The sequence below is a fragment of the Ochrobactrum sp. Q0168 genome, from assembly GCF_016427605.1.
In the GTDB taxonomy this organism is placed as follows: Bacteria; Pseudomonadota; Alphaproteobacteria; order Rhizobiales; family Rhizobiaceae; genus Brucella.
This window is the reverse complement of the sequence record NZ_JAELXQ010000010.1, coordinates 21,574-36,971: the sequence shown is the minus strand read 5'-3', so window position 1 is coordinate 36,971 and position 15,398 is coordinate 21,574. Positions and strand designations below refer to the sequence as shown.

Sequence of the window (15,398 nt, the reverse complement as noted above, 5' to 3'; positions counted from 1 at the left end):
GATAGTGTGTCAGCTTCAGGAGCCTGTTTGTTGCAAAACGGGGTGCTGCGCTTCTGCGCGTTTAATGGCCTCGATATCGCGGTAGCGAGCGGCAGGGTGCGATGCACCAAGGCGAGACCCTTTACCAAAGAGCTTTTCGCGGAGCGTTCCCGTACGATATTCGGTTGGATAAACGCCGCGTCGCTGCAGTTCGGGAACGAGCAGTTCGACGATGTTCTCAAAAGTTTCTGGCGTGACCGCATAGGCAAGGTTGAAGCCGTCGACACCTGTTTCTTCCACCCATGCCTGCAACTCATTGGCAACAGTCTGCGGAGAGCCAACCACCACCGGCCCCATGCCCCCTATGCCGCCCCATTCGGCAAGTTCCCGTATTGTCCATCGTTTGTCGGGATCGCCTTCCGAGAGGCTATCGATCGCGGAATGGATGGCGTTTGTTTCAACTTTTCGGACAAGGTCTTCCGGCTGGTACCGGGAGAAGTCCACTCCGGTCCAGCCGGACATGAAAACGAGCGAACCATCGTAAGACACATAGTCGAGATATTCGCGAAACCGTGCACGCGCTTTCTCATCTGTTTCGTCAACGATGATAGTTAATAGATTGTAAATACGAATATCTTCCGGCTTTCGTCCAGCAGCTGCGGCACGTTCATGAACGTCCCGGACGTAATTGCGCAAAATCGTCTTGGTTTGCGAGGCGACGAAGATGCATTCTGCATGTTCAGATGCGAATTTCTTCCCTGGACCGGACGCACCGGCTTGATAGAGAACCGGCGTGCGTTGTGGTGACGGTTCGGTCAGACCATAACCCGGAACATCAAAATATCGTCCCTTATGCGCGATTTCGTGCACTTTCTCAGGCCGGGTAAAAATACGGTTGTCCCGATCGCGCACAACGGCATCATCTTCCCATGATCCTTCAAGTAGCTTGTAGATCACTTCGAGATATTCATTGGCGATATCATACCGGTTGTCATGCTTTTGCAGGCCCGACTGACCAATATTTTTAGCTCCGCTTTCCAGATAGGACGTAACGATATTCCAGCCAATGCGTCCCTTTGTGTGATGGTCTGCTGTCGCGATGCGTCGCGCGAAAGTGTAGGGATGCTCAAAGGAAGTGGAAGCAGTAATGCCGATGCCAAGATGCTCCGTTGCCAGCGCGATGGGAGCAGCCAGCTGGATCGGATCATTGACCGGGATTTGTGCCGCCTGATGCAGGGCATGATAGTTGTTGCCCTTATAAACATCGTAATAACCAACCACATCCGCGATGAATATGCCGTCGAAGATGCCGCGCTCCAGTGTGCGTGCCAGATTCTGCCAGTAATCGAGATCCTTATATTTCCAGGACCGGTCGCGCGGATGCGCCCATAAACCGGGAGACTGATGGCCAACGCAATTCATGTCGAATGCATTGAAATGGATCGTCTTGCTCATGAGCGCCTCCGTTTCATGATTTGCTGCAAACAAACCGTCTTAGGAGGAGCATCGCACAAGCGACGCAGGAGGGGAGATATTATATCTTTTTTATAGACTACTTCGGGGAAGGATTTTCCGCGTGGGCGACAGCGTTACGAAAGACGGGGAAAAGCCAGCACCAATCTCAGGCTTCGGAGTGCGCCGCCGCTGTTTCCTTTTTTAAAAGCAGCCCTTCAAGGAAAATACGAAATGTCTGGACAGCTTTTTCCGATATGACCTCCGGATCGTCTGCATTGGCGATCCATTGTGCTGCACGGCTGCTTGCCGCATTGATGAGACGTGCGCCAGCTTCCGGGTCGACAGCGACAATAATGCCAGCTTTTTGCAGATCGGCGAGACTGCGGGCAACTGTTGCAATACAGCCATTGGCATTCGGCCAGCCGGATGGGTCTCCAAGCACCGCTGGCCCGTCTCTGAACATGATGCGTTGGATTTCCGGCTCAAGAGCCATTTGGACATAGGCAACATTCTCGTCAACGAAGCCCTGCCAGGGCGTTTCAGCTTGCGAAGAAATTGCGCAAAGTCTGTCCGTCATTTCGGCATCAATCTGGCTGATGACAGCTTGCAGAAGCCCTTTCTTGTCGCCGAAGTGATGGTACAGCGCGCCACGTGTCAGACCTGCTGCGCCTGTGAAGTCATCCATTGAAGCGTCCGCATAGCCAACCGTTCCGAATGCCTGACGCCCGGCTGCAAGTAATTTTGCCCGGGTTTCCGCGATCATCTCGCTGCGGGGTTTGCGCATATCATTCTCCAATTTCGCATACGGTGCGTATATTAGTTGACATACGCCGTGTATCAACTAATTAATTAGCATACGCCACGTATGTAAGTGGTAAATCCTTATCATCAAGGAACACGTCCATGTCTAATCCTTATAGAGAGATTTTCCGAGCGCCGGGTGCCCTTGGATTTTCAGGCGCAGCAGGCTTCGCACGACTTCCAATGGCAATGGCCCCAATTGGAATTGTCGCGATGTTGTCTCTGACGCATGGAGAATATTGGCTTGGAGGCGCGGTTTCGGCGACATTCGCGCTGACCAACGCATTTCTCTCGCCACAGATCTCAAGAGCCGTCGACAAATTCGGACAGCGGGCGGTCGTCGGGCCATTTACTGTCATTTCCGTGGTCGCATTTGTAGCGCTCATTCTGGCCGCCAATCAGAAATGGCCAAACTGGACCCTGTTTGCATCTGCCTTTCTGGCGGGAACGATGCCAAGCATACCTGCGATGGTAAGGGCTCGCTGGACGGAAATCTTTCGAGAAAGGCCAGAGTTGAACACAGCCTTTGCCTTTGAATCCGCAGCCGATGAGCTGGTCTATATCGCTGGCGCTTCACTCTCAGTTGGCCTGGCTGTCGCGTTGTTTCCAGAGGCCGGGATGCTGATCAGCACGGTTTTTCTCGCACTAGGCACTATTGCGTTCCTTGCGCAGCGTTCGACAGAGCCGAAGGTTCGTGCTTCTGATCAAACAGGTCCGCAGCGTTCAGCTATCCGGCTTCGTTCTGTTCAGATTATAACGCTGGCTCTTGTGTTCGTTGGCTCAACCTTTGCGACCGCGGAAGTCAGTGCTGTGGCAATCACCAGAGAGCTCGGTCAGCCCAATATGGCAAGCCTGGTGATTGGTGTCTACGCCATCGGGTCTTTTGTTGTCGGGCTGACGCTCGGTGCGCTTAAGCCAAGAATTCAGTTACCGCTACAACTGCTGATCGCGGTCAGTGTACTCGCCGTTACAGCGGTACCCCTTTTGTTTGCCAGCTCGTCGGTTGCCTTGCTCGCTCTGGCCGTCTTCGTCAGCGGTGTTGCCATTTCACCCACCTTCATCACTGCTTTTGGTCTCATCGAGCGCCGGGTGCCAGAAACCATGCTGACCGAAGGGATCACATGGGTCATGACGGGGATTGGTATCGGCATGGCGCTCGGGGCGTTTATTGCAGGCTGGGTAGTCGACAATTTTGGCGCTGCGAACGGTTTTTGGGTGTCGATTGTGGCAACCGTGACAACCGTTCTGATCGTCGGATTAGGACAGCGAGCCTTGTCTGGTGAGCGGACAACATCGAGCTCGGATGTCAATTGTGTGGCTCAACCCGCCGAATAAAGCGGTTTGACTTCAAAAACTGCCCCTGACAGAAGAGTTGTCGGGGGCTAATCGTGTCAGGTTACGCGGCCTCTTTCAGCAAGAAAATCGAGAAGTACCCGGACCCTTGATGGCAGCGGGCCACCTTGACCGATGTAAACAGCATGGAACGCCTCCCGGTCATGCGGGTTTAAATGTTCCAGAACAGGCACGAGCTTTCCAGCGGCGATATCGTCGCGAACAGTGAATTCGGTCAAACGTGCAAGTCCTGTTCCACTGAGAGCCAGGCGCCGTACCGCTTCCCCATCACTGGCCTGAACGCGCCCGACCGTTGGAACGACGATGTTCTCACCGTTTTGGACCATCGGCCAACCATCTGTTGTGCGTATATATCCAAGACCAATGCGATTGTGCGAAGCGAGTTCTTCGAGCGTTTGCGGTGTGCCGAAACGGGCGAGATATGCAGGTGCACCAACCACGATCAGCGATGTTTCACCAAGTTTGCGCGCGACGAGACTTGAGCTTTTCAGTGGTCCCGCCCGCACTGCCACATCAATCCTCTCGGTCAGCAGATCGATAACGGTGTCGCTCAGCGTCAGATCAAGCGTGACGTCCGGATAAAGTTCCAGAAATGTGGGCAAAATCGGCGCCAGAACATGCGTTGCATAGGATGGACTGGTGCTGAAACGTATGCGCCCGACGGGCCTTTCTCCGACGCCTGCAACACGTTCGGCGTCTTCAATGTCGACAAGAATTCGGGTTGCGCGCTCGTAGAATGCACATCCCTCAGGCGTAAGCTGAAGCGCGCGCGTCGAACGATTGATCAGGCGTGCGCCAAGCCGCGCTTCCAATCGGGCGACAAGCTTGCTCACTGCGGAAGGCGTCATTCGGCAAGCTCTGGCCGCAGCTGAAAACCCACCTTGTTCCACTACGCTGACAAAGACTTCCATCTCGCCAGAACGGTTGATCTCTGATCTAGCCATTGGTCTTTTAATTCACAAATGATTTGAATTATTACAATCTATATCACAGGACGAGGGCGGTCTATTGTTTATTCATCAAGTGTTGCGGGCGCCACATTACCCCATCGTTTTGAAAGGCAATACCTTATGGAGTATCGTTATCTGGGACGTTCAGGCCTCAAAGTATCAACCTTGAGCTTTGGAGCGGGAACGTTTGGTGGAACAGGCCCCTTGTTCGGCGCATGGGGAAACACAGATGTGAATGAGGCACGCCGCCTCATCGACATATGTTTGGAAGCAGGTGTCAACCTGTTTGATACAGCGGATGTCTATTCGAACGGCGCTTCGGAAGAAGTTCTGGGCGCTGCAATCCGCGGACGGCGCGACAGTGTCATTATCTCAACCAAGATGAGCCTGCCGATTGGAGAAGGTCCCAATGATGCGGGTTCCTCTCGATTTCGGCTGATCCGTTCCGTGGAACAGGCGCTAAAACGACTCGGTACGGATTACATCGATCTTCTGCAACTTCACGCTTTTGATGCGCATACGCCCGTGGAGGAAGTCCTGTCCACGCTTGATATGCTCGTGCGGGCTGGCAAGGTCCGCTATGTCGGCGTATCGAATTTTTCCGGTTGGCAGATCATGAAGGCGCTCGCTGTTGCAGATCGTTATGGCTGGCCGCGCTATATTGCCAATCAGGTCTATTATTCATTGATCGGTCGGGATTACGAGTGGGATCTGATGCCGCTTGGAGCCGACCAGGGACTGGGCGCTTTGGTCTGGAGCCCACTTGGCTGGGGCCGGTTAACGGGGAAAATCAGGCGGGGCGAAGCTCTGCCTGAAGGCAGTCGTCTCCACGAGACCGCGAGCTATGGCCCGCCCGTGGAAACGGAGCATCTTTTCAATGTTGTCGATGCATTGGATGCCGTGGCGGGAGAAACCGGCAAAACGGTACCGCAAGTGGCGCTGAACTGGCTATTGTCGCGACCGACTGTGGCTTCGGTTATTGTGGGGGCCCGTAATGAAGAGCAATTGCGCCAGAATCTTGGTGCAGTTGGCTGGTCATTGTCTCCCCAGCAGATTGCAACACTCGATGCAGCCAGCGCAGTTACGGCACCATATCCGCATTTTCCTTACCAACGTCAGGCAGGTTTTGCCCAGATCAATCCGCCTCTTATTGCCGGGTGAGACCCTGCTATCTGCTCCATAGTGGTCATATGAAATGTCACCTTAAGCGACAACGTAGCTTGAGGTGACGAAACGGAGGGATCATGCTATAGGGGGCATAAGCGGGCTCGGGACAATCGTTGAAACGCCAAAGACGGGGAGGGTCATGGCGGACGAAAAGCGAAAAACGGTCCGGCAGCGTCTTGCCACGATCATCATTGCGGGCGTCGGTAGCGCATTGGCGAGTGTAATCTCCTATGCGACGGCCATCTATGAGGCCGCCAATCCGCAGCCGCTACAGGTCGTCACGGAAGGCGGAACGATCGATACCGGACAATGGAATATCACAGTATTCGATGCGCGGTTGAGCAATACGCCCCCAACTGGACGTCAGCCAATTGAACCCAAAAAGTTTCTTCTGATCGATTTTGAAGCGGATAACCGCTCGGCGGAATCGGCATTTGTCCCGATCAAATTGCTCATGCCTGATCCCCCGATAGCAGCGTTGATTAATCCGACGATCTATCTCGACAGAGACAAATTTGTTGCCGGCGCGATCCACCCAGGACTGCCGGAAAAACTGACACTTGCCTGGGAAGTTCCAGCCAATGTCACGTTGCCTGATGAAATAAGACTATTAGTCGGAAGCCAGATATACAAAAAGCGCGATAACCTCTATGGCGCATCCAACTGGCTTGATCGCGATCCCGTTGGCGTCGTCGAGCTGAAAGTAACCGACGCTGCACCCGGGGACAGCGGATGAGACGGATACTGCTGACCATCATTGCCGTAGTCGTTACTGTTGGTGCCTTGTACGCCATGCAGCATTCGACGCCATATTACAGTGATATCGTTTCGATGGTTAAAGTGAAGGGTGAACAGGGAAAGCCGCTCTCAACTGCCAAATTCACCATAGGTGTTGCGGATAGCTACATAGCAGATCAGCTGGTTACATCGAGTTTCGGAACTGATCGCAATTACACCAGCTCGGGTAAATGGCTGGTGCTCGAAGCTGCGGCCAGAGCGGACAAAGAGAGTATCAATCTGATGTCGGCCTTGTGGCAGGGACCGAGTGGAGCGCAATATTCGATGAGCCAACGGATCACCAATGCGTGGGGGTTGCTTGGGTCTGAAAGGCTGGAGCCGGGCATTCCGAGGCCCGTTCTTCTCATATTCGAATTGCCGGAACGTGAAATCAACGGTGGCTCTCTTCTCGTGGCAGAAAGCCTGATCACTCCGCTCGCGCAGCAGGCCGAGATTCGTATCAATTCTCTCGATGCAAGCCACACCCATCCCGCGATCCTGATCAAGCGCGGTGGTCGCATTCAACCTTGGGCGCTGGAGGTGCAATGATGGTGGAACAAGCCCGGCGCGAGAAAAGAAATTTCTGGATCAGCCTCGCACTGCTGTTGCTATTCATTCCGCTTGCGGTTCTGGTCCATTCACGCGGTGGCTATATAGAATGGGCGCAGAAGAAATTACGTCAACCGACAATAGCCGAACGCGGCGAAATGCCGGGCTATGCAGGTGCGAACTGGAAGCTTCTGGCGCTGACGCCGCTTCCCGGCGAGCTGCCGCAGACCAGTATGATTGTGGCGGAACTGGAACTCAATATTGATGATCCTGATCGGTTCAAGCAGGCAATGCCTTGCATTATTGCCCTGACGGATAGTCAAAACCGAAGCTGGAGCCCGACCTTTCTTACGGATCGCATTTTGCAAAAGTTGAAACCGGACGCGGCAGAAAAACAGCACTGTCTTAATCTCATTCAAAGCGCGGAGAAGGGAACCGTGCAAATTGCCGAAACGTTTCTTGTCCCCGCCGCTGCAAAGGATTTCACAGTCAAGATTGCGATGCAGGGCGAACCACAGCAGAGCGTGATTTTGAAGTAGTGCCCGACAACCCGCCTGCGACTGAATATTCAAGCACGCCTGCCAGAAGCGCAACCCGTACCGCATCAAGTAAGATTCCACCATCAAGTTCTGACGGGCTCCCGATCAAGATGACCAGAATATCGGAGATGCGTTGCCACGTTTCGATGCCATAAGGGCCGAGGCTATGGGTGATGGCATACCAGATCCATGCACCGGCCCAACTGATTGCTTTGTAAAACACAATGAAACTCAGCAAGGTTCCAAGTCCGGCCCCAAACACAAGTCTCAGGCAGGTCCAGACCGGTCGATATCGCGAACGATAACCGCCCAGATAGTGAGCCGCGAAGTCCTTTAACCAAACTCTTAAAGTGGCCCCTCGTGACGGCAGAGGAGGGACTGATGCCCGCTTTGCGGATAGATCATAACCATAGATAATGGATGTCATCACCAACCAGACCAGTGGCAGCAATGCATAAAAGAAGAGGTTCTTTGCCTGTTCTATGAAATCCGGTTCGCGAAATTCAACAGGGACAGAACTTGAAACCGCCGCATAGGCCTGTATTGAGAACCACGTCGCCTGAGCTTCGAGATATTCGAGAAACGAACCGGCTCCTAACCACGCGATAAAATCGTCTTTCCATTTGTCGAGGGCGTAAAGACCGATGAAAATCCAGCTTGCGTCAGCTGCTACGATCAGCAGGCGAAGCCACGGTGACTGCGTCTTGTCCGCGCTTTTCTTCGCAATCCAACGTATGAACCAGCAGAGGCAGATCGCCGCAATCAAACTGCGGGATCGTACAAGATCAAATATCTGAATTTTTTCCCCAAAGGCCGCGCGATCAAAAGCCTGTCTCGAATATTCGCGAATTGTGTCTCCCAGAAATCCCCAGGCGGCATAATAGGCAAAGAATGGCAGAATGGCTGCGGCTGTCACTATGAGTAAGTGGTCGCTGCGCTTATCGTCCTTTTGAGCGTTTGCTGCTGGAGCAGAATTTTCCCGCAAGGCTGTCAGTACAGGCAGGCCGGGTCGCAAAACTGCAAACATCGTGATGAAGACAAGGAGTTTAATCAGAACAACCAGCGACAGTATCACCATGCCGCCCAGAGGAAACTTGAGACCTGTCGCAACGGCTGCACCCATCAATAAGTCTCGCGCGATGTATCCAATCGCGCCAATCAGAAGCAGTTGCGGCCAAAACCTGATCAATAGCCGACCAGTCTGCGATAATAGGCCATCAATGTCTTTAAACACCGTCATTTTTGCAGTGTAACTGCTGCAGCAACAACCGTCAAAACCTATTCCAGCGGGATGAAAGCTCGTTTGGCTTTTGGTATGAGCCTTGCTATCGACTTTGATTGTTATCTGATTGATGAAATTATAGCCGTGGGAGATGAACGTTTCAAAGCCAAATCCAAGGCCGCGCTTGACGCCAAAATTTCACATGCGCGGGGGATCATGGTTTCGCATTCACTATCGCAAATCATACAGTACGGCGATTGCGGTATTATCATCCGTGATGGCCATATTGAGTATCATAACGATATTGCCTCGCTTCGAGACAGCTTTAGTGAAGCTTGATCTGGAAAATCGGACCGTTCCGGCCCGACTTTATGTTTTCAACGGGGTATTTATCAAAGGATGCGATGCGTGAGCGCGGTCGTCTAGCTCGCCTTCTTCGTGATCAGTGTTAAAGCCCCATTTTCCGATAGACTGGCTGCAATGACATCCTGCTCGTTCATGCCCTTTTGTTGAAGCGCTTCGCGCGCCTGAGGGAATGTTTTTACGGATGTTCGTAGCTTGGTAAGATCATCGGCACTCCGCTTTTCAACGACAGCCTGGACTTCCTTCTGACTTTCGGCGGGGAGTTCCTTGATGTCAACGACCGATACGGTTTGTATGGTTGGCGCTGTCGATGGTTGCTGGGTCGCAGGTGCTGAATTGGCCGGAGGCTGCGGTGCCTGTTGCTGAGCTATTGCGGCAGGGGTCAGGGCGACGAGAGTTACGAATGCAAGCGATGCAATTCTTGGCATCATCTTTCCTTTCCAGAATTTTTGCTTGAGGCGTTTTGGGGCGACGACGCCAGTGCACAGGTCCAATGTGACGGCAAAGAGTTAGTTTCGGGGCTATTCTGAGGTTAAACCATGTCCCGGAGAAGACGCGGAATGGATCACGCAATCATAACTCCACGGTTTCACAATTTGTGGGTGAAGTTCGTTCGGGCCGGATTTAATGTGTATATCATGACAAAAAACCGATATAACAGTTCAATCGATATTTTGTCATGATGGAGCCCGTGCGCGCATGTGGAAACCTGTATTGGAGTTGCGCAAAGGCGCAACCAAGCATCGACTCCTGACAGAAAAAATTGTCGACGATATAGAGAACGGCATTCTGCAACCGTCGGCCCAAATGCCGACCCATCGCGAGTTGGCGCACAGGCTTGGTCTCTCGGTTCAAACTGTCAGCATTAGCTATAAAGAGGCCGAACGACGCGGCTATCTACGCGGCGAGGTTGGTCGCGGAACATATGTCTGCAATCGTGTGACCGAGCGTGCTGATCGTTTCATGCTGGACCGTGACCCAAGCGGTACTGCCGATATGTCGATTATTCGGGCTGTCTATACAGAAGCGCATGAGCGGGCCTCAAAGCGTTTGTTCGAACAGTTGAGCCAATCCGAAAATGCCAGCTTCATGCGGCCATGTCGTCCAATCGCCGGTCTGGATCGTCACCGTGCAGTTGCGCAGGAATGGCTACGCGGACTTTCCGTTGATGTAGATCCGGGCCGTATTGTTATTACGAATGGAGCGGCGCATGGCTTGTTTCTTGCGGTAGCGACGATTGTTCAACCGGGTGAGGTTGTACTGACTGAACGCTTGACTGATCATGGTATTATCGGGCTTGCAAACGTGCTCGGCTTTACGTTACGCGGTCTGCCAATCGACGAACAAGGCGTCATTCCGGATGCCTTTGAAATGGCATGCAAAGCCGGAGATGTGCGTGCGCTTGTTTTGATCACAACTCTTGGCAATCCAACAAGTCATCTCATGTCCGCGCAACGCCGCATGGCGATTGCTGAAATCGCAGCCAGATATGACGTGTGTGTTATCGAAGACGAGGTTTACAAACCGATACTGGAAGAACGATTGCCCTCAATGCCGGAATTGCTTCCAGATCTCGGCTTTTTCGTCACGAGCTTCACAAAGACTGTAATGACGGGACTTCGTACCGGCTATCTCGTTGTGCCCTCGCAATATTCCATCCGTGTCGCGTCCATCTTGCGTGTGACCAGTTGGAGCGGGGTTAACCTTCTAGGCGAAATGGCAAGCCGCTGGATCGAGGACGGCACTGTCAATGAACTGCTCGAGATCCAACGCGGCGAGTTGAGAACAAGACAGGCGCAGGTCAGCGATATTCTGGGGCCTTTGATCGCGGGGAGCAATCCGCTGTCGTTATGCGCCTGGCTCAAGATTCCGCGCCACTGGTCGGAAGATGGGCTGGTGAGAGCACTGGCCAACAAAGGCGTTGCGGTAACGCCTTCAGATCCGTTTGTGGCTGGCGCTGATCGTGGTCACGGAGGTATTCGGATTTGCCTTGGCGGGCGGTTGTCCCGCACTGCATTGCGCAAGGCGCTCGAGACAATCCGAGAGACCTGCGCGCAACTTCCTCCTGTTTATGATGTCGGCGCCATCGCCTGACCTTACAGGACGGACTGAAGAAACTCCTTGGTTCGCTGTTCTTTCGGCGCTTGAAATATCTGTTCGGGCGTGCCCTGTTCGCAGATGCGTCCTTTGTCGAAAAAGCACACGCGATCAGAGACTTCGCGCGCAAAGCGCATCTCATGGGTCACCAGAAGCATGGTGAGATCGTGCTCCTGTGCGAGGCTGCGTATGACCGATAGCACTTCGCCGACTAGCTGGGGATCGAGCGCGGATGTCGGTTCATCAAAGAGCAGAACGCGAGGACGCATTGCAAGAGATCGTGCGATGGCGACGCGCTGCTGTTGGCCGCCTGATAGTTGTGATGGATAGTGATCCTTCTTGTCCGAAAGACCAACAAGCGATAGCAGGTCCAGCGCGCGCGCTTCGGCTTCGGCCCGCTTGAGCCCAAGGACATGAACCGGCGCTTCGATGATGTTGCGCAACACGGACATGTGAGGAAAGAGATTGAAGCTTTGAAACACCATTCCGACATGCGATCTGATCTTGCGTAGATGCGCTTCACTGGCATGAAACGGTTCCTTGCCGCCCGCTTCATGGTAGGGCATGCCATCTAATTCCAGGGTGCCTTCCTGAAAGGGTTCGAGGGTCATCAATATCCGAAGCACGGTAGATTTACCTGAGCCGGAAGGGCCGATGAGCGTGACTTTCTCGCCGGTGGTGACCGAGAAATTGAACTGATCCAATACGGTCAGTGCTCCAAAGCGTTTGACGACGTTCTGAAAGCGAATGATTTCCTGGGTCATTTGAGAGCGATCCCGTTCTTTGGAAGTTTGCGCTCAAGCACACGGATGGCTGTCGAGCAGATGAGCGTCAGGATGAGGAAGATCAGGCCAACCATTGACAATGGTACGAGATACTCGAACGTACGGTCACCAATCAGGTTTGCAAGATTGAGCATGTCGACAATGCTGACCACCGACAGAACCGGCGTTTCCTTGAGCATTGAAACCAGATAATTGCCCATGGCTGGGACAATGCGGGGAACTGCTTGCGGAATGACGATATCGCGATAGGTCCGCCATGGAGTTAAATTGAGCGCGCGCGCTGCTTCCCACTGTCCGCGAGGGATGGCCTCAATGCCGCCGCGATAGACTTCCGATGTGTAGGCCGAATATTGCAGGCCAAGTGCCAGTGCACCTGTCAAAAACGCGGGCAGGACGATGCCGTAGACCGGCAAAACGTAATAGAGGAAGAAGAGCTGGACCAAGAGTGGTGTATCGCGCAGAAACTCCACAACAACAACGGTGGGCCAGGATATGATCTTGAAACGACTACGGCGCAAAAGCGCGAAGACCAGTCCAAGTACCAAAGCGATGGCAAAGCCGGTTGCTGCGGCTTTCAGCGTGACGGTCAGACCGATGGCGAGGATCGGCAGGATTGATATGGCGAAGGATAGGGTGGACGAGGTGTCCCAGGCATAACCATATATCATGCGAAACCTCCAGCCATTGTCTGGCGTCGGAGACGGCGCTCCAACCATCGGATTGCGGTTGCAAGCACCAGGGCCATCGCGAAATAGCCAAGCAGTGTCAGGGAGTAAATGGTGACGCTATCCAGCGTCAGGTTGCGCAATCTCTGGGCCTGAAATGTCAAATCACTGATAGCGATAAGAGAGGCAAGGGCAGTGTCCTTGAGATTGTGGATAGCGAGATTGCCAAAGGCTGGCATCATTTCCACGATTGCCTGTGGCAAGACAATATGAAACAGCGTGTGCCGCTTGCCAAAATTCAACGCGCGCGCAGCTTCATGTTGGGCTTCCGGCACGGCCTGCAGTGCGCCACGCACGACTTCCGCGCCATAAGCACCTATATTCAGTCCCAGCCCCACGATACCGGTCGTGATCGGGTCAAAGGAAATGCCGATAAGCGGCAAAGCATAGTAGAGCCAGAACAGCTGCACGAGAAGCGATGTACCACGGAAGACTTCAATATAGATCACTGCAATGGCAGACAATAGCGGTCCACCTGCAAAGCGAGCTATGCCAGCAGCAAATGCGAGTATCGTGCCAATCACCATCGAGCTGAGAGCCAGAATGATGGTGACTTGGGCACCTTTGAAAAGGGCGGGTAGATATTCCGTCCAATGCATAGGGTCGTCTCCCGGGCAGAGAAAGGATTGGCCCCGCCGACCCCATTTAGACCGGCGGGTGCTGACAAGCTTACTTTGCGTTACAGAGCGCTGCTGTGTCTGCCGTGCGTGCAGCTTCTACGCTTTCTTCGCTAAGTCCATATGTTGTCAGTATTTTTTTATAGTCGTCTGTCTTCTTGAACTCGATAAGTTCTTTGTTAAAAGCCGCATAGAAGTCCTTGTCTTCAGGGCGGAAGCTGAAAGCGCCGAAGCTTCGTGCCGATTTGCCGTCAACGACGGGGTCAGTGAACGGATGAGCCTGTTCCAGCTGGGGGGAGTTCTCAACGAGCTTTGCAACCGTCAGTTCGGTTGCAGCATAGGCATCAGCTCTACCAGTTTGCACGGTGGATGGCGCATCGGCATTGCCTTGGATCATGACGATCTGCGACTCGTCTATCCCCATTCCATGCAGAAAGTCGATTTGATCAGCGCCCGACACAATCGCGACCTTCAAGGAAGGGTCTTTCTTGATATCATCGTATGAGTGGATGTTTTTCGGATTTCCCTTGGGCACCAAGAGGCCTTCGCCATAGCTGGAATTGGCAACCGTGAACTGCACCTGCTTGCAGCGTTCCGGCAGGACATTCTGTTCAGCCGCAACAAACTCAAAGCGCTTCGCTTTCAAGCCGGGAATGAGGGAGCCGAACGGCGTCACGGTCCAGTCGACTTCTTCGATGCCAAGCTTTTTAAAGATCGCCGCAGCGACATCGGGACCGATACCCTTGGCCGCGCCACTTTCATCCATATAGCCATAGGGCATCTCGTTGGCAGTTGCCCCACGCACAAAGCCAGCGCTTTTAAGGTCGTCAATCGTGACGGCTTGAGACGGCAAGGTGAGGGCAAGCGTAGCAGCCGCAGAAAGCAAAGTGGAAATCGTGTAAAGTTTCATGCGCATCGTGTTCACTCCTCTTTAAAATTACCGGTTTTGTTGGCACCGGCTTATTGCTTCAGTGTCTCTGTTGGCTCGCTAGCTTGCGACGGGCGCCTCGCAGATCGTGGCAATGACCGAGAGGCAATCGCCCATCTTGACGAGGCCTGGAAAGTGGCGTGCAGCCAGAACACCGTCGAGTGCAGCGCGATATTCCTGCGCCGCGCCGCCCGTTCGCGCGATGCTATGCACACGGGCAACGACATCGCCTTTGCGAACTGCGGAACCCAGATCGACAAGTGGCTCCAGAAGCCCATCTGTGTCTGCAAAGCCGAAACAATCCTGTGACGGCATATCAAGCCAGACAGTCGGCGAATATTCTATCTCACCTTCCAGAATGCTGGAATGACGCAAAAGGTTGCGAACGCCGCGTTTGGCAATAGTAGCCGTTAGGGCGGATATGGTACCACCACCGGCAAGCTCTGTTGTTACAAAGAGCTTCCCTGCTTCTTCCGCAGTTGTGTCATACATGCCAACGGCATCAATCTCGATCATGCGCATCGAATAGGGCGCGCAGAAAGCTTTCACAGCGGCGAAGCAATTCTTCTCCTGCACTTTGTTCGGCAAAGCATGAGCAGCCGCATAGGGCAGAAAATCCAGCGTGCGACCTCCTGAATGAAAGTCCAGAACGATATCGGCTTCCGGCAACAGATAGCGGGTGAAGTAGTCGGCAATTCTCTCCGTCACGGCACCATCAGGGCGGCCCGGAAAACTGCGATTGAGATTGCCTTTATCAATTGGGGAGGTGCGTGTACCAGCTTGAAAGGCCGGAAAATTCATCGCTGGCACGATGATAACGCGACCTTTGATCTGATCCGGCTTCAGGTTCGCTGCAAGATCATAGAGTGCAACGGGACCCTCATACTCGTCGCCATGGTTGGCGCCTGTAAGCAACGCTGTCGGACCGTCGCCGTTGCGGATCACGCAGATAGGGATCATCAACGAACCCCAGGCGGAATCGTCCCGCGACCAAGGCAGCCGCAAATGACCATGCTGAATCCCATCCCGGTTGAGATCGACACTCGGCGTGATTGGGGAAGGGCGGGAAGGGGGCGTTGTGTGCATCATGA

Annotated in this window: 17 protein-coding genes; 7 read left to right on the top strand and 10 right to left on the bottom strand. The window is 53.6% G+C overall.

Going from position 1 to position 15,398, the window contains the following annotated elements:
* Positions 1–15: 15 nt before the first annotated feature.
* Together JAU75_RS16620 and JAU75_RS16615 are read right to left on the bottom strand one after the other, a co-directional pair.
* A complete protein-coding gene (locus JAU75_RS16620; protein WP_078340962.1) occupies positions 16–1,434 on the bottom strand; it encodes an LLM class flavin-dependent oxidoreductase in 1,419 nt (472 codons plus the stop codon).
* 166 nt (positions 1,435–1,600) lie between these two features.
* Positions 1,601–2,218: a TetR/AcrR family transcriptional regulator gene (locus tag JAU75_RS16615; protein WP_078340961.1), complete on the bottom strand. Its 618-nt coding sequence runs from the start codon at positions 2,216–2,218 to the stop codon at positions 1,601–1,603.
* Positions 2,219–2,337: 119 nt separating this feature from the next.
* Here JAU75_RS16615 and JAU75_RS16610 point away from each other — a divergent pair, with 119 nt between their 5' ends.
* Entirely contained in the window at positions 2,338–3,570 is a 1,233-nt protein-coding gene (locus tag JAU75_RS16610; protein WP_199057596.1) for an MFS transporter, read from the top strand.
* 56 nt (positions 3,571–3,626) lie between these two features.
* On the opposite strand, the gene JAU75_RS16605 is transcribed toward JAU75_RS16610, so the two are convergent.
* Positions 3,627–4,532, bottom strand: a complete 906-nt coding sequence (locus JAU75_RS16605; protein WP_078340959.1) for a LysR family transcriptional regulator — start codon at positions 4,530–4,532, stop codon at positions 3,627–3,629.
* Positions 4,533–4,658: 126 nt separating this feature from the next.
* Here JAU75_RS16605 and JAU75_RS16600 point away from each other — a divergent pair, with 126 nt between their 5' ends.
* From JAU75_RS16600 to JAU75_RS16585, 4 genes are all read left to right on the top strand, one after another.
* A complete protein-coding gene (locus tag JAU75_RS16600) occupies positions 4,659–5,699 on the top strand; it encodes an aldo/keto reductase (protein WP_078340958.1) in 1,041 nt (346 codons plus the stop codon).
* 145 nt (positions 5,700–5,844) lie between these two features.
* Positions 5,845–6,441, top strand: a complete 597-nt coding sequence (locus JAU75_RS16595) for a hypothetical protein (RefSeq protein WP_078340957.1) — start codon at positions 5,845–5,847, stop codon at positions 6,439–6,441.
* Positions 6,438–7,031 carry a hypothetical protein gene (locus tag JAU75_RS16590; RefSeq protein ID WP_199057595.1) on the top strand — a complete coding sequence of 198 codons (594 nt, stop codon included), beginning with the start codon at positions 6,438–6,440 and terminating at the stop codon, positions 7,029–7,031. The genes JAU75_RS16595 and JAU75_RS16590 overlap by 4 nt, the downstream gene beginning before the upstream one ends.
* Positions 7,028–7,570 carry a hypothetical protein gene (locus JAU75_RS16585; RefSeq protein WP_078340955.1) on the top strand — a complete coding sequence of 181 codons (543 nt, stop codon included), beginning with the start codon at positions 7,028–7,030 and terminating at the stop codon, positions 7,568–7,570. The genes JAU75_RS16590 and JAU75_RS16585 overlap by 4 nt, the downstream gene beginning before the upstream one ends.
* Here JAU75_RS16585 and JAU75_RS16580 read toward each other — a convergent pair.
* Positions 7,521–8,810 carry a hypothetical protein gene (locus JAU75_RS16580; protein ID WP_199057594.1) on the bottom strand — a complete coding sequence of 430 codons (1,290 nt, stop codon included), beginning with the start codon at positions 8,808–8,810 and terminating at the stop codon, positions 7,521–7,523. The two genes, JAU75_RS16585 and JAU75_RS16580, sit on opposite strands and share 50 nt — an antisense overlap.
* A 75-nt stretch (positions 8,811–8,885) precedes the next feature.
* On the opposite strand from JAU75_RS16580, the gene JAU75_RS16575 reads away from it, so the two are divergent.
* Entirely contained in the window at positions 8,886–9,131 is a 246-nt protein-coding gene (locus JAU75_RS16575; RefSeq protein WP_199057593.1) for a hypothetical protein, read from the top strand.
* An 83-nt stretch (positions 9,132–9,214) separates the two neighbouring features.
* On the opposite strand, the gene JAU75_RS16570 is transcribed toward JAU75_RS16575, so the two are convergent.
* A complete protein-coding gene (locus JAU75_RS16570) occupies positions 9,215–9,583 on the bottom strand; it encodes a hypothetical protein (protein WP_078340974.1) in 369 nt (122 codons plus the stop codon).
* Between the two features lie 271 nt (positions 9,584–9,854).
* On the opposite strand from JAU75_RS16570, the gene JAU75_RS16565 reads away from it, so the two are divergent.
* Positions 9,855–11,249 (top strand): PLP-dependent aminotransferase family protein, encoded by a 1,395-nt coding sequence (locus JAU75_RS16565; protein WP_199057592.1) that lies wholly within the window; start codon positions 9,855–9,857, stop codon positions 11,247–11,249.
* 2 nt (positions 11,250–11,251) lie between these two features.
* Here the strand turns inward: JAU75_RS16565 and ehuA are convergent, their stop codons facing one another.
* From ehuA to doeB, 5 genes are all read right to left on the bottom strand, one after another.
* A complete protein-coding gene (gene ehuA, locus JAU75_RS16560; RefSeq protein ID WP_199057591.1) occupies positions 11,252–12,016 on the bottom strand; it encodes an ectoine/hydroxyectoine ABC transporter ATP-binding protein EhuA in 765 nt (254 codons plus the stop codon).
* The gene (ehuD, locus tag JAU75_RS16555) at positions 12,013–12,705 is read right to left on the bottom strand and encodes an ectoine/hydroxyectoine ABC transporter permease subunit EhuD (RefSeq protein ID WP_078340950.1); all 693 of its coding nucleotides are present in this window, start codon (positions 12,703–12,705) and stop codon (positions 12,013–12,015) included. Before ehuD ends, ehuA begins: the two co-directional genes overlap by 4 nt.
* On the bottom strand, positions 12,702–13,361 hold the full coding sequence (gene ehuC, locus JAU75_RS16550) for an ectoine/hydroxyectoine ABC transporter permease subunit EhuC (protein WP_199057590.1): 660 nt from the start codon (positions 13,359–13,361) through the stop codon (positions 12,702–12,704). The genes ehuD and ehuC overlap by 4 nt, the downstream gene beginning before the upstream one ends.
* Before the next feature lie 70 nt (positions 13,362–13,431).
* Positions 13,432–14,295 (bottom strand): ectoine/hydroxyectoine ABC transporter substrate-binding protein EhuB, encoded by an 864-nt coding sequence (gene ehuB, locus JAU75_RS16545; protein WP_078340948.1) that lies wholly within the window; start codon positions 14,293–14,295, stop codon positions 13,432–13,434.
* A gap of 72 nt (positions 14,296–14,367) precedes the next feature.
* Positions 14,368–15,396: a N(2)-acetyl-L-2,4-diaminobutanoate deacetylase DoeB gene (gene doeB / locus JAU75_RS16540; protein ID WP_199057589.1), complete on the bottom strand. Its 1,029-nt coding sequence runs from the start codon at positions 15,394–15,396 to the stop codon at positions 14,368–14,370.
* Positions 15,397–15,398 lie beyond the last annotated feature (2 nt).